Annotated in this window: 21 protein-coding genes; all 21 read left to right on the forward strand. The window is 45.5% G+C overall.

Annotated elements, in window-relative coordinates:
• The first annotated feature begins 170 nt into the window (after positions 1–170).
• Positions 171–920 carry a 30S ribosomal protein S2 gene (gene rpsB, locus QN395_RS12965; RefSeq protein WP_322119279.1) on the forward strand — a complete coding sequence of 250 codons (750 nt, stop codon included), beginning with the start codon at positions 171–173 and terminating at the stop codon, positions 918–920.
• Between the two features lie 133 nt (positions 921–1,053).
• Positions 1,054–1,935: a translation elongation factor Ts gene (gene tsf / locus QN395_RS12970; RefSeq protein ID WP_322119278.1), complete on the forward strand. Its 882-nt coding sequence runs from the start codon at positions 1,054–1,056 to the stop codon at positions 1,933–1,935.
• A 200-nt stretch (positions 1,936–2,135) separates the two neighbouring features.
• Positions 2,136–2,867, forward strand: coding sequence for a UMP kinase (gene pyrH, locus QN395_RS12975; protein ID WP_323493108.1), 732 nt, complete (start codon positions 2,136–2,138; stop codon positions 2,865–2,867).
• Between the two features lie 50 nt (positions 2,868–2,917).
• On the forward strand, positions 2,918–3,478 hold the full coding sequence (gene frr / locus QN395_RS12980) for a ribosome recycling factor (protein WP_322119276.1): 561 nt from the start codon (positions 2,918–2,920) through the stop codon (positions 3,476–3,478).
• A gap of 93 nt (positions 3,479–3,571) precedes the next feature.
• The gene (gene uppS / locus QN395_RS12985) at positions 3,572–4,327 is read left to right on the forward strand and encodes a polyprenyl diphosphate synthase (RefSeq protein ID WP_322119275.1); all 756 of its coding nucleotides are present in this window, start codon (positions 3,572–3,574) and stop codon (positions 4,325–4,327) included.
• 15 nt (positions 4,328–4,342) lie between these two features.
• Positions 4,343–5,167, forward strand: coding sequence for a phosphatidate cytidylyltransferase (locus tag QN395_RS12990; RefSeq protein WP_322119274.1), 825 nt, complete (start codon positions 4,343–4,345; stop codon positions 5,165–5,167).
• A gap of 2 nt (positions 5,168–5,169) precedes the next feature.
• Positions 5,170–6,363: a 1-deoxy-D-xylulose-5-phosphate reductoisomerase gene (gene ispC, locus QN395_RS12995; protein ID WP_322119273.1), complete on the forward strand. Its 1,194-nt coding sequence runs from the start codon at positions 5,170–5,172 to the stop codon at positions 6,361–6,363.
• Entirely contained in the window at positions 6,360–7,739 is a 1,380-nt protein-coding gene (gene rseP / locus QN395_RS13000) for an RIP metalloprotease RseP (protein ID WP_323492135.1), read from the forward strand. Before ispC ends, rseP begins: the two co-directional genes overlap by 4 nt.
• Positions 7,740–7,811: 72 nt before the next feature.
• Entirely contained in the window at positions 7,812–10,187 is a 2,376-nt protein-coding gene (gene bamA, locus QN395_RS13005; protein WP_322119271.1) for an outer membrane protein assembly factor BamA, read from the forward strand.
• Between the two features lie 107 nt (positions 10,188–10,294).
• Positions 10,295–10,771: an OmpH family outer membrane protein gene (locus QN395_RS13010; protein WP_322121591.1), complete on the forward strand. Its 477-nt coding sequence runs from the start codon at positions 10,295–10,297 to the stop codon at positions 10,769–10,771.
• A gap of 12 nt (positions 10,772–10,783) precedes the next feature.
• Positions 10,784–11,836 carry a UDP-3-O-(3-hydroxymyristoyl)glucosamine N-acyltransferase gene (gene lpxD, locus QN395_RS13015; protein ID WP_322121590.1) on the forward strand — a complete coding sequence of 351 codons (1,053 nt, stop codon included), beginning with the start codon at positions 10,784–10,786 and terminating at the stop codon, positions 11,834–11,836.
• Complete coding sequence (fabZ, locus tag QN395_RS13020) at positions 11,833–12,297, forward strand: 3-hydroxyacyl-ACP dehydratase FabZ (protein WP_322119270.1); 465 nt, start codon at positions 11,833–11,835, stop codon at positions 12,295–12,297. Before lpxD ends, fabZ begins: the two co-directional genes overlap by 4 nt.
• A complete protein-coding gene (gene lpxA, locus QN395_RS13025) occupies positions 12,298–13,089 on the forward strand; it encodes an acyl-ACP--UDP-N-acetylglucosamine O-acyltransferase (protein ID WP_322121589.1) in 792 nt (263 codons plus the stop codon).
• A 142-nt stretch (positions 13,090–13,231) separates the two neighbouring features.
• Positions 13,232–14,395: a lipid-A-disaccharide synthase gene (gene lpxB / locus QN395_RS13030; RefSeq protein ID WP_322119269.1), complete on the forward strand. Its 1,164-nt coding sequence runs from the start codon at positions 13,232–13,234 to the stop codon at positions 14,393–14,395.
• Between the two features lie 286 nt (positions 14,396–14,681).
• On the forward strand, positions 14,682–15,461 hold the full coding sequence (locus QN395_RS13035) for a TatD family hydrolase (RefSeq protein ID WP_322119268.1): 780 nt from the start codon (positions 14,682–14,684) through the stop codon (positions 15,459–15,461).
• Between the two features lies 1 nt (position 15,462).
• Positions 15,463–16,209: an ankyrin repeat domain-containing protein gene (locus QN395_RS13040; RefSeq protein WP_323492134.1), complete on the forward strand. Its 747-nt coding sequence runs from the start codon at positions 15,463–15,465 to the stop codon at positions 16,207–16,209.
• 536 nt (positions 16,210–16,745) lie between these two features.
• Positions 16,746–18,506, forward strand: coding sequence for an ABC transporter permease (locus QN395_RS13045; protein ID WP_322119266.1), 1,761 nt, complete (start codon positions 16,746–16,748; stop codon positions 18,504–18,506).
• A gap of 60 nt (positions 18,507–18,566) precedes the next feature.
• Positions 18,567–19,868, forward strand: a complete 1,302-nt coding sequence (locus QN395_RS13050) for a nitrate/sulfonate/bicarbonate ABC transporter ATP-binding protein (RefSeq protein ID WP_322119265.1) — start codon at positions 18,567–18,569, stop codon at positions 19,866–19,868.
• A gap of 976 nt (positions 19,869–20,844) precedes the next feature.
• Entirely contained in the window at positions 20,845–21,966 is a 1,122-nt protein-coding gene (locus tag QN395_RS13055; protein ID WP_322119264.1) for an Acg family FMN-binding oxidoreductase, read from the forward strand.
• A 596-nt stretch (positions 21,967–22,562) separates the two neighbouring features.
• Positions 22,563–23,870: a cytochrome-c peroxidase gene (locus QN395_RS13060; protein ID WP_322119263.1), complete on the forward strand. Its 1,308-nt coding sequence runs from the start codon at positions 22,563–22,565 to the stop codon at positions 23,868–23,870.
• A 118-nt stretch (positions 23,871–23,988) separates the two neighbouring features.
• Positions 23,989–25,332, forward strand: a complete 1,344-nt coding sequence (locus QN395_RS13065; RefSeq protein WP_322119262.1) for a hypothetical protein — start codon at positions 23,989–23,991, stop codon at positions 25,330–25,332.
• Positions 25,333–25,361 lie beyond the last annotated feature (29 nt).

The raw sequence follows: 25,361 nt of genomic DNA on the forward strand, positions 1-25,361 counted from the left end.
GGCTAGTTTGGATAAATGCATCATCAAGCTAAAGAGAAGCTACAAATCAGCTATGAAAAGTTGATTAAAAAATTATTTATTAATGCACGAATCTGATCAACAAGGGTGTCTGGAATTACATAATATTCCCAGATCACTGACTGGATTCAAGACCTAACCCTGGAGTTAATATGTCTGTAACAATGCGCGAAATGCTAGAAGCTGGCGTCCATTTTGGTCACCAAACCCGTTTTTGGAATCCAAAAATGGCGCCGTTTATCTTTGGTCACCGCAATAAAATTCATATCGTCAACCTGGAAAAAACTCTGGGTATGTATCAAGAGGCGATGCAATACATCCGTCAATTATCAGCAAATCGCGGCACAATTTTGTTGGTTGGTACAAAACGTCAAGCACGCGACATCATGGCAGCAGAAGCGCAACGCGCTGGTATGCCTTTCGTTGACCAGCGTTGGTTGGGTGGTATGTTGACTAACTTCAAAACAGTCAAAACATCGATCAAACGTTTGAAAGATATGGAAGCTTCTGTAGAAGATGGTTCTGTAGAAAAGTTGAGTAAAAAAGAAGCGTTGATGTTCCAACGTGAAATCGTTAAATTGCAAAAAGCAATCGGCGGCATCAAGGATATGGGTGGTATTCCTGACGCAATTTTCGTAGTTGACGTTGGTTATCATAAAGGCGCTATCACTGAAGCTGCTAAATTGGGTATCCCAGTTATCGGCGTAGTTGATACTAATCACTCTCCTGAAGGTGTTACTTACATCATTCCAGGTAACGATGACTCCTCCAAGGCAATCGCTTTGTACGCTCGCGGCGTTGCTGATGCAATTCTCGAAGGCCGTGCTAATGCTGTCAACGAAGTGTTAGAAGCTGTTAAGCCAAGTGCTGATGAATTCGTCGAAGTGGCAGGTCAAGCTTAATTGCTTAAAAGCTACGAACTGAGTTCGCAAGTAAGGTGATGGTAAAGGGGCAACAGTCGTTCGCCCCTTTTTTTAAATAAATTTTGATGTTGGTGCTTATCAATAGATGGCACTATCAATTTAGGAGAAAAACATGGCAGCAATTACAGCAGCGATGGTGGGTGAATTGCGCGCAAAGACAGATGCGCCGATGATGGAGTGCAAAAAAGCTTTGACTGAAGCCGAAGGTAATATGGATCGCGCAGAAGAATTGCTCCGTATTAAACTTGGTGGCAAAGCATCGAAAGCGGCATCCCGTATTACTGCAGAAGGCGTAGTAGCTAGTTACTTAACTGGTAATGTTGGCGCAATGATTGAAGTTAATTGCGAAACTGACTTTGTTACCAAGAATGATGACTTTTTGGCGTTAGTAAACAATTGTGCGAAGTTGGTTGCAGAGCATAACCCTGCTGACGTAGCAGCTTTATCAGCTTTGCCATTGGAAGGCGGCACAGTAGAGTCAGTGCGCGCTGCATTGATCGGGAAAATCGGCGAAAACATGTCAATTCGCCGTTTTGTACGTTTTGATACTGAATCTAAATTAGCAGCTTACTTGCACGGCACCCGTATCGGTGTTGTAGTTGACTTTAATGCCGCTGATGATCAGGTCGGTAAAGATGTTGCTATGCACATTGCCGCAATGAAACCAGTTTCATTGTCCTCTGAACAAGTTCCTGCTGAATTGATTGAGAAAGAACGTTCAGTAGCCTCTCAGAAAGCGGCTGAGTCTGGTAAGCCAGCAGATATCGTTGCTAAAATGGTTGATGGTTCGATTCAGAAGTTTTTGAAAGAAGTCTCGCTGTTGAATCAAACATTTGTGAAGAACGACAAGCAAACAGTCGAGCAAATGTTGAAGGCGGCAAATGCTTCCGTCAAATCTTTCACAATGTATGTGGTTGGTGAAGGCATTGAGAAAAAGCAAGACGATTTCGCTGCGGAAGTAGCTGCTCAGGTGGCAGCGGCAAAGCAGGCGTAAGCAAGAATGCGGGCCGAAAGGCCCGTTTTTTTAAACTGCCCGCTTTTTAAATGTATAGATACAGTGTGCTAATAAGGTGTACTAGTTTGCATTAAATTGCTATCTAGTATTTACATTTAGTGAAGCTATTTAATGCGGCTCGTTTCTCAGCTTTTAGCATGTAAGAAATTAATCGTCTAAATCCATAAGGAGTCCAGAACGTGACAAACGTAACGAACGCAAAGCCAGCTTACAAACGTGTCCTGTTGAAGCTCTCTGGTGAGGCCTTGATGGGAGATGATGCCTTCGGAATTAATCGCGCAACAATTGAGCGTATGGTTGCTGATGTCGCTGAAGTCTCAAGGCTTGGCGTTGAATTGGCGATTGTTATTGGAGGCGGTAATATTTTTCGCGGTGTAGCGCCCGGTGCGCAAGGTATGGATCGGGCCACAGCGGATTATATGGGGATGCTTGCAACTGTAATGAATTCCCTGGCATTGGTGGATGCGATGCGTCAGGCGGGTATTACTGCCAGGGTTATGTCAGCAATTGGGATCGATCAAGTAGTTGAGCCTTACGTCCGCCCTAAAGCATTGCAATATCTGGAGGAAGGTAAAGTTGTTGTATTTGCAGCTGGAACAGGTAATCCGTTCTTTACTACAGATACTGCCGCTGCTTTACGAGGATCAGAAATCGGTGCAGAGATTGTTTTAAAAGCGACCAAAGTCGATGGCGTCTATACTGCCGACCCAAAGAAAGATCCTACAGCAACGCGTTACACCACGATTTCTTTTGATGAGGCAATCTCACGCCATTTGCAGGTAATGGACGCAACTGCATTTGCGTTATGTAGAGATCAAAAATTACCAATCAAAGTCTTCTCAATTGTCAAACCAGGTGCGCTAAGAAACGTCATCATGGGAGCAGACGAAGGCACCTTGGTACACGTATAATTTTATTGAACGTACTACTGAATTGATAAGTTGATGTATAGGAGGGCGGCATGACCGTTGCAGATGTAAAGAAAAATACTGAACAAAGAATGCAAAAAACGATAGAGACGCTGAAGGCGGATTTGTCCAAAGTCCGTACTGGCCGCGCGCATACCGGCATTCTTGATCATGTTCAAGTTGATTACTATGGTACGGCAACACATATTACCCAAGTTGCGAACGTGACCCTAATCGATGCCCGTACTATCGGTGTTCAACCTTGGGAAAAGAAAATGATTTCTGCGGTTGAGAAGGCGATTCGTGATGCGGATTTAGGTCTGAATCCGTCCACGCAAGGTGACATGATCCGAGTACCAACTCCGGCGTTGACAGAAGAGCGTCGTAAAGAAATGGTTAAGTTGGTTAAGAATGAGGGCGAAGATGGAAAAATCGCCATCCGTAATATTCGCCGTGATGCTAACGAGTCACTCAAGAAAATTCTCAAGGATAAAGAGTGCTCTGAGGATGATGAGCGTCGGGCTCAAGATGATATACAGAAGCTGACCGATAAGTTTGTTAGTGAAGTAGACAAGCTACTTGCTGAAAAAGAAAAAGAAGTATTGACGGTATAGATTGCCCCGATATTTCCTTGCTCCTATTTGCCTTGGGCGTTTAATTAAATTTTTTGCTCAAGGCAGAAAAGAAGTAATTCATTCTGGATATTCATGACTCACATTAGCTCTACAAAAGATGTTCCCGTTGTCGATAATGTGCCTAAGCACGTGGCTATTATCATGGATGGTAATGGGCGTTGGGCGACCAAGCGCTTTTTGCCACGTGTGGCGGGACATGCTAAAGGGGTAGATGCAGTTCGTGTCATCGTCGAAGCATGTGCCATCAGGGGCGTGCAATACCTGACTCTTTTTGCCTTTAGTTCTGAAAACTGGCGTCGGCCTGCAGATGAAGTTTCTTTATTGATGCGCTTATTTGTTACTGCGCTTGAGAAAGAAGTCGCAAAAATGCACGTAAACGATATTCGCTTGAAGGTAGTCGGTGATTTAAGTCGTTTTGATGCGTCATTGCAGAAAATGATACAAGCAGCAGAGACGAAGACGGCGAACAATGCCGGGCTCACAGTCACCATCTGCGCTAACTATGGTGGCCGCTGGGATGTAGTGCAAGCCTTTAATCGGTTGGTACAAGAGGGGCAAGTTAGTATGCCGATTGATGAGGATCAATTAGCGCCTTATTTGTCTATGGCGTATGCGCCCGAGCCAGATCTTTTTATCCGTACTGGCGGTGAAACAAGAATTTCTAATTTTTTACTGTGGCAATTGGCCTACAGTGAGCTTTACTTTACCGAGACCTACTGGCCTGACTTTGATGCTGCAGCGCTAGATACGGCCATCACATCCTATCAAACAAGAGAACGAAGATTTGGCCGAACCAGTGCGCAATTGGTAGGACAAACATCGTCATAGCTTTCAGGCGACTTAATGCTTAAAACTCGTGTCATTACGGCATTGATATTATTGGCGATTTTATTGCCGATTCTTTATTCGGGTTCTTTTATTGCGTTTACGATCATCGCAACCTTGTTCTTGGGCGCCGCAATGTGGGAAAACCAACGTCTGTTTCAGAAACCGGCTCCTATTGTTATTGCCCTTATTTGGGCGGGCTTATTTGCGGGCTTAACTGTTAGTAATGCTGCTATTTCTCAACCTATGCTGTTTGCTTTGTCCACTGCATTTTGGGCGGTTAAATTTACTCCCTCGCTAGCCAGAGGTCTTCCGGCTCGTAATAACGGAATTGCTAACTCTCTATTTAGTGGTATGTATAGCGCATCTATTTTTGCTTGTTTTGTCGCGATAACCAGTTTGTTCAATTACTCCCCGATTTTTTTGTTGTCTATCATGGCAACAGTCTGGGTTGCTGATATCGGAGCCTATTTTTCTGGAAAAGCTTTTGGTAAACATAAGCTGGCACCAAGTATTTCACCCGGCAAGTCTTGGGAGGGAGCGATAGGCGGCTGGATTGCTGTACTGCTGATTAGTTTTGCTGCGAGCCAAGTTGATGTGCTTTCTGGTACTTTTCCTTCCAAAGTATTAATCTCGTTTGGAATTTTGGGCTTCGTTGGCATTATGAGTCTGTTGGTTGTCGCCAGTGTTGTGGGCGATTTATTTGAATCCTCATTAAAACGCCGTGCAGGTTTCAAAGACAGTAGTGCTTTACTGCCGGGTCATGGCGGTGTGCTTGATAGGATTGACGCCTTAATCCCCGTATTACCCATTGCTGCGCTCATTGTTTTATGGATGAAGTAAGTATGACGACGAGCGTATCAAGTGTACAAAAACTCTGCGTTTTAGGTTCAACCGGTTCTATCGGAGTTTCTACTCTGGATGTGGTTGCTAGACATCCAGATCGCTATCAGGTATTTGCTTTAACAGCACATAGTCAAGTTGAAAAATTGGCGCTGCAATGTAAGCAATTCAATCCGCAGATTGCAGTGGTTGGTTCCGCTAAAGCGGCTTCTGAATTACAACGGCTACTGCTTGGAAAGAATCTAAAGACTGAAGTCAGCTATGGCTCACAAGCCCTATGTGATGTAGCGAGCTCTGTCGATTGTGATACGGTAATGGCGGCAATTGTCGGCGCTGCTGGTTTGCCCGCATCCTTAGCTGCAGCTAAGGCGGGTAAGAAAGTTCTACTTGCGAACAAAGAAGCCTTGGTCATGGCTGGACAGATATTTATCAATACTGTTCGTGACAGCGGCGCTACTTTACTACCCATAGACAGCGAGCATAATGCGATCTTCCAATGCTTGCCGCACAATTACAATCGACATCCATCTGAATATGGAATCAGCAAGATTATCTTGACAGCGTCTGGGGGGCCTTTTTTAAATCGCAATTTAGAATCCTTATCCGATGTAACGCCTGACGAGGCCGTGGCGCATCCAAACTGGGTCATGGGCAGGAAGATTTCAATTGATTCCGCCACCATGATGAATAAGGGCTTAGAGGTAATTGAGGCGCACTGGTTATTTGCTACGCCTTCAGAGCAAATTGAAGTTTTGATACATCCCCAGAGCGTGATTCATTCTATGGTTTCCTACAATGATGGCTCAGTCCTTGCCCAGATGGGGAATCCGGATATGCGCACACCGATTGCTTACGGTTTGGCCTACCCAGAACGAATTGTATCTGGCGTCGCACCACTTGATCTGGTTAAAATCGCTAAACTCCATTTCGAAGCGCCAGACTTTAAGCGTTTTCCTTGCCTTGATCTGGCTTATGCTGCGTTGAAAGCGGGTCAAACTGCATCAACTATATTGAACGCAAGTAATGAGATCGCTGTCCAAGCTTTTTTGGACGGGAAAATTGGTTTTAGAATGATTGATCAAATTATTGCTCGTGTATTGGATAAGATTGCATTATCTAGCGCCGATGATATCGAATCTATTCTTGAATGCGATAAAGAAACACGAGTAATTACTCAGGCTTTGCTCGCTTCATGATTCAAATACAAACTTTTTTACAAACCGTCCTAGCATTTGCATTTGCGCTGGGTACTCTTGTGATTATTCACGAGCTTGGACATTATTTTGTCGCCAGACTTTGCGGTGTTAAAGTTTTACGGTTTTCTGTCGGTATGGGGCGAGTTATCTACTCAAAAAATTTTGGTAAAGACCAAACTGAATGGGCTTTATCAATTTTACCTTTGGGCGGTTACGTCAAAATGCTTGATGCGAGAGAGCAGGATGTAAGTAAGCTATCTGAGCATGAGTTAAGCAGGGAATTTTGTAGACAGTCAGTTTGGAAACGCATCGCCATTGTTGCGGCAGGTCCCACAGCAAATTTTTTGCTGGCAATTACTTTATTTTCTGGTCTTTACTTGCATGGAGTTTCTGAGCCCAGCAGTAAAATTCGCGTACCTTCGAGTTCTTCGTTGGCTTATCACGCAGGTTTGCGTCAAGGTGACGTGATCACTAGCGTAAATGATGAGAATGTACAAACTTGGTCTGACGTGCGCTGGAAGTTACTACAATTAGGTTTATCTAAAAGTAACGCGCAGATAGTTGTCGCTAGGGTTAGTCAAAATAAACCGGAAATTCTTGATCACGTAACGATTGAACTCCCTTTATCCCAGCTCTCAAGTAAAGATCTGGAAGCCGATTTTTTGAATCAATTAGGTTTTTTCGTTGCTCGTCCGGCGGCAATACTAGGCACAGTAGATCCCGAAGGAGCTGCGAAGCGCGCTGGCTTGCAGGAGAAAGACCAAATTCTTGAAGTTGATGGTAGACCATTATTGGATGGCTTAGCATTTACCGAACTGGTCAGTGCTTCCCCAAATAAAGCGATGCATTTGTTAGTGAAGCGAGGCGAACGAACTTTCGAACTTGATGTCACACCTGAGCAGCAAGTGATTAAGGATCAGACTATTGGCAGAATTAAAGTTGGATTGATGCTCGCACCAGAGATGGTGCAAGTAGAAACAACTTTTTCGGATTCAGTGGTCAAGGGCACAAAAAGAACCTGGGATACCAGTATTTTGAATTTTAAAATGCTGGGGAAAATGGTGACTGGGGATATTTCGTTAAAGAATATTACAGGTCCCATCACGATTGCTGATTATGCAGGTCAGACCTCCAGAACCAGTGTCGTCAGTTACCTTAGCTTTATTGCTTTAATCAGTATTAGTCTTGGCGTCATGAATTTGCTCCCTATTCCTGTGTTGGATGGCGGGCATTTGTTGTATTATTCGCTGGAAGTTTTGACTGGAAGGGCTGTGTCAGAGCGTTTCGGTGAGATTGCACAGCGCGCAGGCGTGGTTTTATTAATGGGTTTGATGGCAGTTGCCTTTTTTAATGATATTTCACGACTAATGTCATAATGCGCAGCTAAAGCAAACTATGCTGCTGGTTGTCGATCTTTCCGGTAGAAATTTGAGATTAAATAACACCCAATGAAATTACATATCGAGCACTTTACTTTGCCAAATACTTTGCCTAAATTACGACGCCACATATTGGCATTAGCGGCTCTTGCCGTTTGTTCAGGAAGTGCATTGGCCGTTGAGCCATTCACTGTAAAAGATATCCGTGTAGAGGGTATTCAGCGGACCGAAGCAGGAACGGTGTTTACTTACCTTCCGGTTAAAGTTGGCGAAGTATTTGATGATGCCAAGAGTATTACTGCAATCAAGTCTTTGTATGCGACAGGTTTCTTTAAAGACGTTCAAATCGAAGTGCAAAACGGTGTTTTAATTGTTTTGCTTGAAGAGCGTCCATCTATCGCTGGCGTCGAGTTCACCGGTACTAAGGAGTTTGAAAAAGATGCTTTGATTAAAGCCTTAAAGGATATTGGCGTTGGCGAAGCAAAAATCTTCGATAAAGCAACTGTGGATCGTGCAGAGCAAGAACTGAAACGTCAATATTTATCGCGCGGTTTGTATGGTGTTCAGATTACGACAACTATCACACCGATTGAACGTAACCGGGTGAATGTAACTTTTGCAGTCAACGAAGGTGATATCGCTCGTATTGCACAAATTACTTTAGTCGGTAATAAAGCGTTTTCCGACAGTGAATTACGTGAATTATTTGCGCTCTCAACACCTGGTTGGTTTAGCTGGTACACCAAGGCTGATCAATATTCAAAACAAAAATTGTCTGGCGATATTGAAACACTACGATCTTTTTATCAAAATCGCGGTTATCTAGAAATGCAAATTGATTCCACGCAAATTTCTATTACTCCAGATAAAAAGAATATTTACATTACCATCAATATTATAGAAGGCGACAAATACACAGTATCTGACGTCAAGCTTGAAGGTGAGGTTTTTGGTCGTGAAGACGAACTAAAATCTTTGTTATCTCTCAAGAGCGGTGATATTTATAACGCGGCGAGATTAACGGATAGTACCAAACGTATTTCTGAGCGTATGGGTAACTTTGGTTACGCTTTTGCGAACGTGAATGCCAATCCGCAACTTGATAAAGAAAAGAAAGAAGTTGCGTTTACAATCTTTATCGATCCTGGTAAGCGAGTATATGTACGCCGCATAAATCTTGCAGGTAACACCCGAACCAGAGACGAGGTAATTCGTAGAGAATTCCGCCAATTCGAAGGATCTTGGTATGACGGTGAAAAAATCAAAATTTCGCGCGACAGGGTTGATCGTCTTGGATATTTTAAAGACGTCAATATAGAAACGCCAGAAGTGCCAACTAGTACAGATCAGGTTGATGTGAATTTGACGATCACTGAGAAGCCGACCGGTAATATTTTGCTCGGTGCAGGTTACTCCGGCGCAGAAAAATTGACTTTGACAGGCTCAATTCAACAAGCAAATGCGTTTGGTAGTGGTGATACGATTGGGCTTGATGTTAATACAAGTCGTCAAAACCGTACTATTGCTGTGACTCATGTCGATCCTTACTTTACTGATGATGGCGTAAGTCGCAGTTTTGACGTCTATCTGCGAACAACCAGACCAATTATTGGTAGTCTTGGTGATTATAAAGTCCAGACTACTGGCGGTAATGTCCGTTTCGGTGTGCCGTTTTCAGAAGTTGATACAGTGTTCTTTGGTCTAGGCTTTGAACGCACTAATGTGCAGACCTTTTCACCGTTCGATGGTGTCCAGAGTCCTCCTCGTTATCTTCAGTATGTTGCTAATTATGGGGACGGTATTAAAGACCCTACTGATCCGCTATATGGTGTAGGTAACGCTGTCACCAATGCGTTTCCATTAACAGCTGCATGGCAAAGAGACAGTCGCGATAGTGCTTTGACGCCATCGATTGGGCGCTATCAACGTGCAAATATTGAGCTTGCAGCTATAGGTAGTTTTAAATACTATCGTGCAATTTATCAGCATCAATATTTTAAGCCAATATATCGCTCGGTTGTTTTGGCATTTAATGGCGAGTTTGATTATGGGCATGGCTTAGGTGGTAATCCGTATCCTTTGTTTAAAAATTTCTATGCTGGTGGTATTGGATCAGTGCGTGGCTATGAACCTTCCTCGTTAGGTAGTAAGGATCCGGCTGGTGATTCTCTCGGTGGCTCAACAAGGTTATTTGGTAATTTGGAATTACAATTACCATTTCCGGGTGCAGATAAATCTTTGAGGTGGTTTACTTTCCTTGACGGTGGTAACGTATTTGATGAAGGTCAAAAAGTACGTGTCAGCGATATGCGATACTCTGTTGGTATGGGTATCAGTTGGATTTCACCTGTAGGCCCTTTAAGATTGAGTATTGGTAAAGCATTGAATGCAAAACCAGAGGATAAAAAACAAGCCTTCCAGTTTCAATTGGGTGCTGGATTTTAAACAAACTGTCTGCTAAGTTTTAACTTGTTTGAGTTTGTATTTGAGATTGTTTTTCGGAGAATATTTTGAGTCAACTTACTACCCCGTCCAAATTGTTGCAAAGCCTGATGGTTTGTGCGGCGTGTTTTGTCAGCGTTGCTCAAGTCCATGCACAGGATTCTAGAGTCGCTATTTTTGATTCTCAACGTGTTATGCGTGAGTCTGGCCCAGCCAAAGCTGCCGAAGAAAAAATCAAACAAGAGTTTTCTAAGCGCGGCAAAGAAGTTGATGATTTGGGCCTTAAAATTAAAGCAATGGCAGAAAAGCTTGAAAAAGACGCTCCCGTTATTTCTGAATCTGAACGGATTAAACGTCAGCGCGAATTAACTGATCTGGATCAGGATTTCAAACGTAAACAACGTATTTTTAGCGAAGACCTGAATCAGCGTAAGAATGAAGAAATCGCTGCTTTAGTAGATCGCGCCGTAAAAGCAGTGAAGCAAATTGCCGAAGCTGAAAAATACGATATCGTCTTGCAAGATGCGGTTTACTTTAATCCACGCGTTGATATCACAGACAAGGTTCTCAAAGCCCTGTCCAAATAAAATATGACCAACATAAGCATTCGGCTGGGGGAATTGGTCGATCGCTTCGGTGGTCAATTAATTGGCTCTCCAGATGTTGGTATCACGGGCATCGCTCCTTTGAGTGATGCTGTTTCTAGCCAACTCAGCTTTTTATCCAACTCCAAGTTACGCTCACAAGTATCGCAGACTCACGCTGCTGCGTTGATTTTGTCTGCGACAGATCATGCTGCTGTCCGTGATTCGTACTCTGGCATTTATATTATTGCGGATAATCCTTATGTCTACTTTGCGCATGTAGCCCAACATTTTGCTTCCCTACGAGCTATTCCTGCTGAAAAAGGCGTGCATCCAACTGCCTTCGTCAGTCCATATGCCATCATTGCTCCTAGCGCCTCTATCGGTGCTCACGCTACGATTGAAGCGGAGGCCGTGATAGCTGAAAACGTGGTTATCGGTGCAGGCTGTTTTATCGGGCGAGGCGTGAATCTTGATGCCAATACACGGGTTCATCCTAATGTCACGATTTACGACTATTGTAGTATCGGTCAACGCGTGATTATTCACTCAGGTGCGGTGATTGGTGCTGACGGATTTGGCTTTGCCAATGAGCGTGGAAACTGGATTAAGATTCCGCAAACAGGGCGTGTGTTGATCGGTGATGACGTAGAAATCGGTGCGAATACCAGTATTGATCGTGGTGCACTCGCAGATACCATCATAGAAGAGGGCGTTAAGTTGGATAATCAAATTCAAATTGGGCATAACTGTCACATCGGAGCGCATACGGCAATGGCTGGCTGCGTCGGGGTTGCAGGTAGTGCCAAAATTGGAAAACATTGCACCTTTGGCGGTGCCGCCATGGTGTTAGGGCATTTAAATATCGTTGATAACGTGCATATTTCGTCGGGGAGCATGGTCACTCGGTCCATTTTAGAGCCAGGGCAATATACAGGTTTTTATCCATTAGCAAAAAATGCAGATTGGGAAAAAACCGCCTCGATTGTTCGTAATTTAAACAGCATGCGCGACAAAATCCGACAATTAGAAAAAACCATTAAATTGCTTACAGAAAAATCATCATGAACACTCTCGATATCAATCAAATTAAACAATATCTTCCGCATCGTTATCCTATGTTGTTAGTGGATCGCGTTTTGGATTGGGAAAGCGGCAAGCGTATTACAGCGATAAAAAATGTGACAGCAAATGAGGAATTTTTCAATGGACATTTTCCGAACAAACCAGTCATGCCCGGCGTTTTGATGATAGAAGCAATGGCACAAACTGCCGCGATTTTGTCTTTCCTGACGATGGATCAAAAACCGGATGAAAACACGATAGTCTATTTTTTAGGCATTGATGGCGCACGCTTTAAGCGGCCTGTAGAACCAGGTGATCAATTAAGAATTGAAGTAGAAATTTTGCGTATTACCCGAGGTATCTGGAAATACAAAGCCAAAGCGACCGTTGATGGCCAACTTGCTGTAGAGGGCGAATTAATGTGTACCTTACGCTCAACCACTGACACTCCTACGGCGGTGTAAATCATGGCGATCCATCCAACAGCACTGATTGATCCTAAAGCCTCATTGGACAGCTCGGTTGAGGTGGGTCCGTATTCGGTTATTGGACCCAATGTCTCGATCGGTGCCGGGACAAAAATTGCATCGCATGTGGTGATTGATGGCCACACAAGCATTGGTTGCGACAACCAGTTCCATCCGTTTTCATCCATAGGCGGGCCTGCACAGGACAAAAAATATGCTGGTGAAGCGACGCGCTTAGAAATTGGCGATCGTAACTTGGTCCGTGAATTTTGCACCTTCAATTGCGGTACTGTGCAAGATAAAGGCCTGACCCGGATTGGTAGCGATAACTGGTTTTTAGCCTATGTGCATATTGCACATGATTGCCAGGTTGGCAATCGTACGATCTTCTCCAATAATGCGGCATTAGCCGGTCATGTCCAGATTGGTGACTGGGTAATTTTGAGCGGCTTTGCGGCGGTACATCAATTTACCCAAATCGGCCCGCATGCTTTTGTCGGGATGAATACTAGCCTGACGCAAGACGTACCTCCTTTCGTGCTTTTGTCTGGCAACCCCGCGCAGGCGCATGGCATCAATATTGAAGGCTTGAAACGGCGTGGATTTGATCGCGCCCAAATCTCTGCTTTGCGCCAAGCCTACAAAATTATCTACAAGTCAGGTTTGACATTAGACGAGGCCAAATCCGCTTTGGATCAAGAGATTGCCGGATTGCCTGACAGCGAAGCGCAGCACGTCCAGCAAATGCGCCAGTTTCTTGATACCACCACACGCGGCATTGTGCGTTAATTTTAGCGTCATGCGGTAGCCAAATAAACTTTAGATGAGTTTTAAATAAGCTCTAAATCAGCTCTAAATCAGCTTCAAATAAGATTTAAATCGACGCCATTTTGCTTCACTGTGTTTGCGTACTTTTTGTATTGGACTGCTCTTGTCAAACAATCCCGTCATTGCCATGGTCGCCGGTGAAACCTCTGGTGACATGCTGGCTAATCGTATGTTGTCCGGCCTCAGAAAGCAATTGCCTGATGCCGTAATGCATGGGATTGGCGGGCCAAGGATGGCTGAGTACGGTTTTATCAATGACTGGCCAATGGATAAACTGGCAGTACGTGGCTTGTTTGAAGTATTAGCGCATTACCGAGAGATCAGTGGGATTCGTAAACAATTGCGTGAGCGTTTGTTAGCAGAGAAGCCAGACGTATTTATCGGCGTTGACGCTCCAGACTTCAACCTAGATTTAGAAATCCAGCTCAAACAAGCTGGTATACCGACCATGCATTACATCAGTCCGTCGATCTGGGCGTGGCGTGGCGGACGTATCAAAAAAATTGCTGAAGCCGTCTCGCATATGCTGGTCGTCTTTCCGTTTGAAGAGAAAATTTACCGCGATGCCGGTATTCCGGTCACCTATGTTGGCCATCCTTTAGCGCAAGTGATCCCGCTAGAAATCGACACCGCAGCGGCGCGGGAAGAGCTGGGCTTTCCGGCGGACGCAAGAATCTTGACGGTGTTACCTGGCAGCCGGATGTCAGAAATTAAGTACAACACGGCGACGTTTATCAGTGCTGCAAAAATCTTATGTGCGCGTGATCCTCAGTTACAAATCGTGGTGCCGATGGCTGGCTCCAAACAACGCAGTTACTACATCAAACTAGTGGTACAAGCCAAGTTAGAAGGTGTGCCCGTGTTGCTGATCGATGGCCGATCACATACGGCAATTGCTGCTGCGGATGTTGTATTGGTCGCCTCAGGTACCGCGTCGCTAGAGGTCGCTTTATTTAAAAAACCAATGGTGATCGCTTATAAAATGATGGAAGCATCATGGCAAATCATGCGGCATATGGGGTATCAGCCATGGATAGGTTTGCCGAATATTCTTGAGCGTGAATTTGTCGTACCTGAATTTTTGCAAAGTGCCGCAACGCCAGAAGCTCTAGCAGAGGCTTTGTGGAAGCAATTAAACGATACGTCATTGCGTGACTCACTTCAACAGCGTTTTACCGATATGCATCACACGCTATTACGTGATACGGCCGAATTGTCCTCCAATGCGGTGATGGCGGTGATGGATGAGCACCGCTCTGGCCGCTGATTTGTCTGATTTTTCGTATAGGTTTGATCACGCTGCTGTGTCTGATCATATCGATTTTTTCCTAATAAGTTCGAGCCTGGTTTTACATAGATTTAAATATACTCCCCATTATTTTTAGTAAAATCGCTTTGATGTCCAGACTTTATCTGGACATCTAATGCATACAGGGTGGGAGTAATTTATTCTCTCAAGCCGTTATTCAAACGAAGAATCTGAGTTGTAAGCAAAGCTCTTGCTAAAAATTTAGGCTATCCTATGTCATCCTCTTCATTTGCATTTTTATCTTATGTATATCGACTCTCATTGCCATATTAATTTCCCTGAACTGGCGGCACGTATGCCAGAAATTATGTCAAAAATGGAGGAGAACGGTGTTACGCATGCCCTGTGCGTGTCGGTTGATTTGCCGCATTTTCCGCAGGTATTGGCACTGGCAGAAGCATATCCAAATATCTACGCGTCGGTAGGCGTCCATCCAGATTATGAAGACACAGAGGAGCCGAGTGCAGAGCAACTCGTGCACTTGTCACAGCATCCAAAAATTATTGCCATAGGCGAGACCGGCCTGGATTATTTCCGGCTGACAGGTGATCTGGAATGGCAGCGCGAGCGGTTCCGGCAGCATATCCGTGCCTCTAGGCTCAGTCGCAAGCCGTTGATTATCCACACCCGATCAGCCTCAGAAGACACCATCCGTATTATGCAAGAAGAGGGCGCTGGCATTGCCCAAGGTGGCGTTGGTGGTGTGATGCATTGCTTTACCGAGTCTTTAGAAGTTGCGCTGGCGGCGATTGAAATGGATTTTTATATTTCTTTCTCCGGTATCCTGACTTTTAAGAGTGCCAAAGATCTACAGGCGGTTGCACGTGCTTTGCCTGTAGAGCGCATTTTGATCGAAACCGATTCACCTTATCTGGCACCCACGCCGCATCGAGGCAAAATGAATGAACCTGGTTTTGTGCGCCATGTGGGTGAATTTTTAGCTGACTTAAAAGGGATTTCAGTCAAACAGGTGCAAGAAGCGACGACTGAGAATTTTTTTAAATTATTCAATCTAGCGCAATAATATGCAAACTCAATTGCGGATCAACTTGAGAACTACGCTAAGAGCGAATTTTTTAGAAGGTAAGCTAAGATTAGTGCCAGTGTTTAGCCAGCTGCAGACATCGCTTTGGATGCTGTCCACACTGCTGTTAGTTACCAATCTGTTTTTGCCTACTTCAGCACATGCAGGGTCTTACGATGATCTGATCACCGCCGTCAAATTTGATTATGTTGAAGTGGTTCAAGACCTGCTAGTTAAAGGCATCGACCCAAACTCGGTAGAGCCAGGCAGAGGCGAGACTATATTAATGCTCGCTCTGCGTGAACATTCCGACAAAGTGTTTAATCTACTGATGGCGCAGCCGGAGATAAAAATCGAGGCTAGAGCAAACAACGGTGATACCGCAATCATGATCGCCAGCTATGAGAATAATATCGAGGCAGTAAAAAAACTGATCGCGGCCGACGCCCAGATTAACCAGCCTGGCTGGACTGCGTTGCATTATGCGGCCGCAAAAGGCAATCTGGAAATCATCTCTCTACTGCTAGAGCACTCAGCATACATCGACACAGAATCGCCCAATAAAACTACGCCGTTGATGATGGCGGTACGTTCTGGCAAATCAGAAGCAATTACTTTGCTATTGGACGAGGGCGCGGACGCCACTGTAAAAAATCAACTCGGTATGACCGCACTGGATTTTGCGCTGGAATATGAAAAAAAAGAAATTGCTGAAATTTTAAAAGTGCATATAAAAAAGCATCACTGAGTTGTTGGTCGATTGCCTTATTAATTCCACCAAAACGTCGTTAAAAATTCGGTCAAAGTTGAGTTAAAGTATGGTCAAAGTATGGTCACTGAGTAGTAACAAACAAGCGGCAAAATAAGCGTGCTTCCGTGGTACTTTATCGGAGTAAATTAACTGCTAAAACCGGGTTGCCAAGCCTTGTTCTATCGTGGTAAAGTTCGCGCTTCGTCTTATTGGAGTTTTTCTGTGGATAGTTATAGTAGTCGATCTTATATCGACCACACCTTGGCACTGTAACCTCAGAACTCCTGTCGCTACTTTGCCAGATAATGGCAAGTAGTGATGTCAAAAATAGCCTGCAACATCTGCATGCTGCACATCCTTACTTACCCCCACTAACGTACTTAACAACGTACTCAACGCATGCTTAATTGGGCGTAGCGGCTTAGCACCGAAAGCTTGTACTCTGCCTGACAGATACCCAAGTTTAGTCGCTTAGTTTGCCTGGCATGTGCTGTTTTTAGTCATGACTATGCGTAGCTGGTCAGGGAGGTAGTTTGTTCGAACTTTTTAATCCGCAAAAACGCTCTGTACTCACGAGCGTTATCAAAGGGTCCTTAAGCGATCCTAACAAAGGGCCTAATCGCTGGGATTGGGCTTTGTTGCCATTGGTTTTTTTACTGATCGTTGCATTTGCCTTTGCCGCAATGCAGATGAGTCGTCCCTTTGTGGTCGGTGAAATTTTACACATATCGTTGGATCCAAGTTATTTGCCGTATTACTTATTGCGTACTATTTTGCGCATGTTTACGGCCCTGGCTTTTGCTTTGCTATTCAGCTTTGCTTTTGTCGCGATTGCCGTCAAATATGCAGCAGCAGAAAAAATAATGATACCGATGCTGGATATTTTACAATCGCTGCCAATTCTAGGTTTTCAAGCGATTGCGATCACTCCGTTCATCGCCTTGTTTTCGGGCGATTTATTAGGTGTTGAGTGCGCAGCGATTTTTGCGATCTTTACCTCGCAAGCCTGGAATATGACTTTTAGCCTGTATCAATCGGTGCGCACTGTGCCGCCAGAATTGAGTGAAGCCGCACGTATCTTCAGATTGTCTAGCTGGCAGCGATTCTGGCGCTTAGAACTGCCGTTTGCAATGCCAGGTTTGTTGTGGAATATGATGATGTCGATGTCGGGTGGCTGGTTTTTTCTGGTTGCTGCCGAGGCGATTTCTGTCGCAGGACAAGATATTAAATTGCCGGGTATCGGCTCTTATATTGCGGTAGCGATTGAATCTAAAAACGGCATGGCAATTGCCTATGCGATTGCTGCCATGTTGACCGGTATTTTGCTCTACGATCAACTATTCTTCCGACCCTTATTGGCATGGGCAGATAAATTCCGTTTTGAAGAAAGCCAGGGCGAATCTGCACAGCAATCCTGGTTGCTGGATTGGATGCGTAACAGTCACTGGTTCCGCGAGTGGAGCGAGAGATTTTGGCATTGGTTAAGTCGCGCTCTTGGTTGGTTTAGTGTGACTTACGACGGTACATCGCCACAGGCAATTGTGCGTGAGCCGCATCCATTTTGGTCGCGGGCATGGGATATTTTATTGATCATCGCTTCTGCAATTGCTGCGATTAGTTTGCTGGTATACATCCATACTGAAGTTGGTTGGGCTGAAGTCGCGCATGTCGTTTTTCTAGGGTTGATCACTTTAACCAGAGTCATGTTATTAATCGGACTTGCTTCAGTGGTCTGGGTGCCGATTGCAGTATGGATAGGTTTGCGCCCGCAATACTCACAACGGGTACAGGCAGTGGCGCAATTTTTAGCGGCGTTTCCGGTGAATTTATTATTCCCTATCGTCGTTTTTATGATGGTTCGTTTTAATCTCACACCGAATATCTGGCTCAGCCCTCTGATGGTATTTGGTACTCAGTGGTACATCTTGTTCAATGTTGTTGCCGGTGCTTCTGCGATTCCGAACGAGTTGCGCCTGGCTGCAGATAATCTAGGTTTAAAAGGCTGGCTAAAGTGGAAGCGGGTGTATTTGCCCGCCATTTTCCCTAGCTACATCACTGGCGCAATTACGGCCAGCGGCGGCTCTTGGAATGCCAGTATCGTTGCTGAATACGTCACCTGGGGTAAAACGACGTTGATTGCTGATGGTCTGGGTAGTTACATCAAGCAAATGACTGAAGCTGGAGATTTCCATCGTAATGCGCTAGCGATTGGCGTGATGTGCGTCTTCGTCATGGTATTGAATCGGTTTTTCTGGCGCAAACTGTATTTACTCGCCGAAGATCGCAGCCACTAGATGTTAGTCACTGATTCGCACTTAAAACTGCTTGCGACATCAGTGCCAAGAGGATAAATGATGACTCAAAAATTATTAATCGATTTAAATGCCGTAGCCAAATCCTTTCGCGCAGCCGATGGTACTGCCCGCTTGATTTTAGATAAGGTTGATTTCCAGTTAAAAGAAGGTGAGATCGTCGCCTTGCTGGGTAAATCCGGGTCTGGTAAATCTACTTTATTGCGCATCATGGCAGGCTTGATCCCCGCTGACAAAGGCAAGGTTGCTTACCGCGACAAACCGATTTATGGTCCGGTCGCGGGCGTTGCCATGGTGTTTCAATCATTCGCGCTATTCCCTTGGTTAACCGTGCAGCAAAATGTCGAGCTGGGTTTAGAGGCGCAAGGAGTTCCGGTCAAAGAACGGGAAGAGCGAGCCGATGCCGTTTTAGAGATGATCGGTCTGGCTGGTTTCGGCGGCGCTTTACCGCGCGAACTTTCTGGCGGTATGAAGCAAAGGGTAGGTATCGCCCGCGCGCTGGTGACGAATCCTGATGTACTGTTGATGGACGAAGCCTTTTCTGCATTAGACGTTTTAACTGGCGAAACCCTGCGTAACGACATGCTGGAGCTATGGGAAGAAAGCCGTATTCCAACCAAAGGCATTCTGATTGTTTCGCACAATATTGAAGAAGCCGTGATGATGGCGGACCGCATCATTATTTTGTCCAGCGACCCCGGCAGCGTGCGTTGCGAAATCAAAATTGATTTGCCTCGTCCACGCAATGTGGAGTCCGCCGAGGTGAGGGCTTTGATTGACGAGGTATATGGCCTTATGACTATGCGCCATACACCTGAAACCGTCTCTGGTCGTCCTTCCCCAGAGCATCTTGGCTACCGTTTGCCAGATACCGACGTCAGCCGGATCGAAGGCGTACTCGATTTACTGGCCGATGCACCGTTCAACGGTCGTGCTGATTTGCCGCAACTGGCAGAAGAATCTGAATTGTCAGATGAGGAATTATTCCCAACTTACGAGGCACTAGGCTTATTAGGTCTGGCCATCATCGAAAAAGGCGACATTATCCTGACGCCATTGGGACAACGGTATGTCGATGCCGATCAGGCCTTAAAGCAAGAACTCTTCGGACATCAATTATTAACCCACGTACCACTCGCCGCCAACATCCGCGGCAATTTAGAAATCGATCCTAACGGCAGCTTGCCGGAAGAACCTTTTTTGGAATTGCTGGCAGAATTTTTAGAAGCCGACGAAGCCAAGCGCGTTCTGGAGATTGCGATTGAATGGGGCCGTTACGGTGAGGTATACGAGTACGACTACCGTACTGGTCGCTTGATTTTACCTGAGCTGGAAGAGGAATAAATTGGAGTTCTGTTGCAATATCAGTAGCCATTTTTTTAGGTCAGGCCAGATTTAAAATGTCAGACCGGAGATGTAGTCGGCGGGGCGATCAACGTTGGTAACAGAGCCCATTTGGTGAGTGACATTGCGACTGTAGATTGTATTTTTCCTTGTTCGGATGAAAGACATCTAGTCTGGATATTGTACTAAAAGCAAAAAACTCTTTGGCTACACCGGCGGGGTACATGTTCCCCATAACATCGTCGCTACTTTTGCTTGAGGGTGAAATGTTATTTAGATTTATGTCGAAGTCATCTTAGAGTACTTACTAAAATCATATACTCCCACTTACGACATAAGAAATATACCCTGGTGTCCAATGATTATATGGACGGGTAAAATATACCCATGGGGAGTATATTATGCAGATTCATCATCGATGAATAGACGATCCTCCCAGACTCCACCTAAAAGCTACTACAAAAGTTTTGCAGGTCGGCTGCACGTCCAGCACAAACTTTGCATCACAGCATGGAGTGTTTTATTGGATATTGGGAAAGCGATCTGGAAAGGTCGCTAGCCTCAGGTGATAGTGCAAGTACTGAGCACTGAGCAAGATAGTCGCATTGATTCATCGAATCCAGTGACGATTGTTAAATCTTTGTAAGCGAGCCTAAGCGTGCTGTCGCACCGATCTGAACAAGCCTCACCTGCTAGATTGAACGTTTTAGTTTAACCCAGATTTTTCATTGGAATAGCGACAAGTGTGCCTTTGGCAGACTGACTGGCTAGACACGACGACGACGCAAGCTGCATCTTGCTAGGAGGAGCAACAACGCCAGGCAGTTCGCCAAAGGTGCAATTGTCGCTGTAGCGCTCGCACTCAAATCGCGGTCGTGCTATCCCGCTGAACACCGCATGCCCTCTGCGTTTTTTGCGAAGTAGTAGCGGTCTAATGGAAAATCTGGGTTTAATCAGCTCAGTCGAGGCGAACATCATGAAACGAAGAGATTTTTTGAGGGATGTGAGCGCTCTTGCAGTGGCTTCGCCTGTGTTGAGCTCGTGCTCCTCCGATATCCATCACGAACAACTCTTGCGTGACCTAAGGTCGCCGATGTCTGATCAGCCAGTTGGGGATGGCGGCTACCATTCCTTGCTGCTACGCGAACTGGTGCGTTACTCGACTCTGGCGCCATCGAGTCATAATACCCAATGCTGGCAATTTCAGTTGCAGCCGAAATTGGTCTCGATTATGCCGGATTTGACGCGGCGCTGTCCTGTCGTTGATCCAGATGATCATCATTTGTTTATTTCATTAGGTTGCGCCGCTGAGAACTTGGTGCACGCCGCATTGGCAAATGGTCTTTGGGCTGAACCGCGCTTTGACTCTGTCGGGGCTGGCGCCATTGCTATTTCGTTAGAGCCAACTCGAGCGCAGTCGTCCAGCTTTGCGGCAGCCATTCCGGTGCGTCAATCTACCCGAGGCGACTACGATAACCGGCCGCTGTCCAATGAAGAATTACGTTTGCTTGAACTGGCGGGCTCTAGCAATCATGGCGGTGGCATTCATCTCATGCTCATTACTGAGCATCGTATGGCAGAGAAAGTGCTGGAGTATGTCGTCGCTGGAAATACGGCGCAGATGAATAATGCTGCATTCGTCAAAGAATTAAAAAGCTGGATTCGTTTTAGTCCGCAGCAGGCGGATAGGACTGGCGATGGATTGTATGCGGCAGCATCTGGTAACCCAGCGATGCCAGAGTGCTTAGGGGGCCAAATGATGAATTGGTTTTTCACGCTCCGATCTGAGAATGAGCGCTATATCAGGCAAATCCGCAACTCGTCTGGCCTGGCAATATTTTTTTCTGACGTCAGTGATCCGGCGCATTGGGTTGAGGTTGGTCGTTGTTATCAACGGTTCGCACTGCAAGCGACCGCACTGGGTATTCGTAATGCCATGCTGAATCAACCAGTTGAAGTAGGAACGATTCGGCCGCACTTTGCCACTGCGTTGGGATTGGGGAATGCGCGCCCCGATCTGGTTGTGCGTTTTGGCCGTGGCTCATTGCTACCTTACTCGATACGTAGGCCAGTTAGTGCGGTACTAGTTAGAGTGTAATCGTCTCTATTTTGCATCGTGTTGACAAGCTGACCCGATGTTTATTGAGCTAGAGCTTACTTTGTATTCAGCTAACTTTTAATCAGATTGGCAATTTGTTCGAGGTTCGATCAGACCTTACAGAATGCTTTTGCTATAGTCGATTTAAATCTGATTACTATCTATTTAAATATACTCCCATCATTTTTTTATAAAAATAGCTTAATGACCAATAGTCATATGGACATCTAATATATACACTACAGGAGTATATATTTATGCTTAGCTGTTCTTTAGAATATTCAGATTTCTCGTGCGAGCTTGTGCATGTTGCGGCGACCGCTGCAATCTGATTGCCATCCTTGTTTTATTCCGGCTTTTTAAAATTACATTTACTTACACTTCCCTTGCTTAGCTACAAATCGGATAAGTATAATTACAATCATTCTCATTTGCATTCGTAGATTTTCATAATGATTTGGTATTTTAATCAGGTAAATTTCGCTGATTTGTATGCGATTGAGTAATTTTTGATGTGTGCCTAAATAACTACAAAAGCACAGCATTAACAATCCGATGTGCTCTCATCAGTCTGATCCCGAAGGAATAAAAATAACATGCAGCAAGAAAAAATTGGCATCCATCACATGCTGAAGAAAACGTTTATGTCTCAACTTCTCGGACCCAACTGCGCTACGGCTTCAGCATTTACCTCAAAGCTTACTTTATCGCTTTGCCTGGCGACGATGATCAGCGCTTGTGGCGGCGGTACTAGCGGCAGCACTAATTCTTCTGTCGCCAGTGGTGCCGTTGCCTCCTCAAGTGTAGATGCAGACCTGAGCCCGCAAGCAGCATTGGGCGCAAAGATTTTTAGAGATACCAGCTTGTCAGCATCAGGCAAATTAGCCTGCGCGTCTTGCCATAATCCTGATAATGCTCATGCGCAAACCAATGATTTGTCAGTACAGTTAGGCGGGAAAAATTTAGATGTGCCGGGTTTTCGTGCCGCGCCTTCTTTGCGTTATCTGAATCTGACGCCGACTTTTTTCTTCGCCGCAGATGGCACGCCGACGGGTGGGTTTAATCGTGATGGCAGGGCGCTGACGCTGGCAATTCAGGCGCAACGCCCGCTGTTGGCAGCGCATGAAATGGCGAATGCTAGCAAAGCAGATGTGCTGGCAAGTCTGAAGCGCGCAAGCTATGCAGAACAATTCCGGCAAGTGTTTGGTGCTGCTGTTTTGGATGATGCGGATACGGCGTTTGATCGCATCACATTTGCATTACAGCAATATCAAAAAGAGGATAAAGATTTTCATCCTTATGATTCTAAGTACGATCAATTTTTGGCTGGCACCGTCAAATTTGAGGATGCTGAGTTGCGTGGCTTGGCCTTATTCAATAATCCCACCAAAGGCAATTGTGCCGCCTGCCACATCAGTAGCAAGGGGGCTGACGGTTCGTCACCTTTGTTCACAGATTTTACTTACGACAATATTGGTGTGCCGCGCAATACGGATATTCCGGCAAATGCTGATGCTACCTATTTTGACCTTGGTTTATGCGGTCCTGATCGCCAGGATCTGACTGCCCGTGCTGATTTATGTGGCGCGTTTAAAGTGCCGACGCTGCGCAATGTGGCGACCCGTAAGGTATTTTTCCATAATGGCCGCTTTAAAAATTTACGCGATGCGATTGGCTTTTATGTCCGGCGCGATACTAATCCTGAAGAATGGTATCCGGTCGCAGCTGATGGCTCTGTAGCTAAATTCAATGATTTGCCGGCGCAATATCAAGGCAATGTCAACGTGACTGAAGTGCCTTATAACCGCACACGCGGTATGGCACCGGCATTGTCGGCAGACGAGATTGAGGATGTGATTAAGTTCCTCGGTACTTTGAATGATGGCTACAAAGCGACTAAATAAGTTACCCAAATAAGTTAGCTAATTAAGTTACATAAATACGGTATCAAACAAGACCGCTGAATAACACAGCAGTCAACATAACGATCAACAAATAAGCGTATCCGACAGGGAAAATATCATGAAAAAAACTTTAGTAGCACAAGCCTTGAGCATTGCATTTTTGAGTACGGCAATTGTCTTTCCAGCCCACGCAAGTGAGGCAGAATTACTTCAAAGAATAGAAAAACTCGCAGCTGAATTAGATGCGATAAAAGCCGAACTGGCGGCTACCCGTAAGAAAACAGACGTAGTAGAGCAAAAGCAAGAGGCATTGGCCAGCACCGTTAGCGCATCGATCGCACCTGTTGCTGCCTCTGGCGCTGCCGGTAATGGTGTAACTGGCGCGTCATCAGGAGCGGGTTCTTGGGCGCAATCTACAGTAGTTACCAGCTACGGCGAGATTAATTACACTCGTCCTAAAAACGCAACTAACCAGGCAGAGACCGACGTAGCACGGGCTGTAATCGGTATCACGCACCGGTTTGATGAGAAGACCAAGATGGTCGCTGAGTTTGAATGGGAGCATGCGGTCACGTCTGCTGATGACAAAGGCGAATCCGAGGTTGAGCAATTGTATGTGGAGCATGAGTTTAATAATGGCTTGCGCGCTAAAGCCGGTTTGTTCTTGATGCCAGTAGGTTTGATCAACACTAATCACGAGCCGACCGCGTATTACGGCGTACACCGCAATTTTGTAGAGACGGCGATTATTCCTTCGACTTGGCGCGAAGCAGGCTTTGGACTTTCACGCACACACGACAATGGTCTGACCTGGGATTTGGGTCTGACTACCGGATTTAATTTGAGTAAATGGGATGCGGCTTCGTCTGATGGCACCGAGTCGCCGCTAGGGAGTATTCATCAGGAAGGGCAATTAGCTAAGTCGCATGACTTGAGCATGCATGCTGCCTTAAACTGGCGCGGTATTCCTGGTTTGCTGATTGGCGGTTTTGTATTTACTGGCAAGGCCGGACAAGCGACGGCTGATTTTGCAGCGAATGATTCTCGCGTTACTTTATGGGATATGCATGCCCGCTATACGCCTGGCCTGTGGGATTTATCTGCGGTTTATACTCGTGGCACGATCAGTAATACCGATGCGTTGAATCTGACCTTTGTCGGCCAGCCAACGCCTGTGCCGTCTTCTTTTTATGGCTGGTATACGCAGGCCGCTTATCAATTGTGGAAAAACGAAGAGTATAGTTTCACCCCATTTGTTCGCTATGAGTTGTTTAATACTGCGCATAGTTATAGCGCAGTGCCACAAGGTCTGGGCATAGCGCCGCAGGCAGACGAAAAAGTAGCCACACTTGGCGCTAGCTTTAAGATCGGTGAAGGCGTAGTGTTGAAAGCGGATTATCAGAAGTTTAAATTAGATAGCAGCCGCGATCGCCTCAATCTTGGTGTCGGATATTCGTTTTAATTTATCCTGATCCGACAAATTATTAAAAA

This window comes from Undibacterium sp. RTI2.2 (genome assembly GCF_035018705.1).
GTDB lineage: Bacteria > Pseudomonadota > Gammaproteobacteria > Burkholderiales > Burkholderiaceae_D > Undibacterium.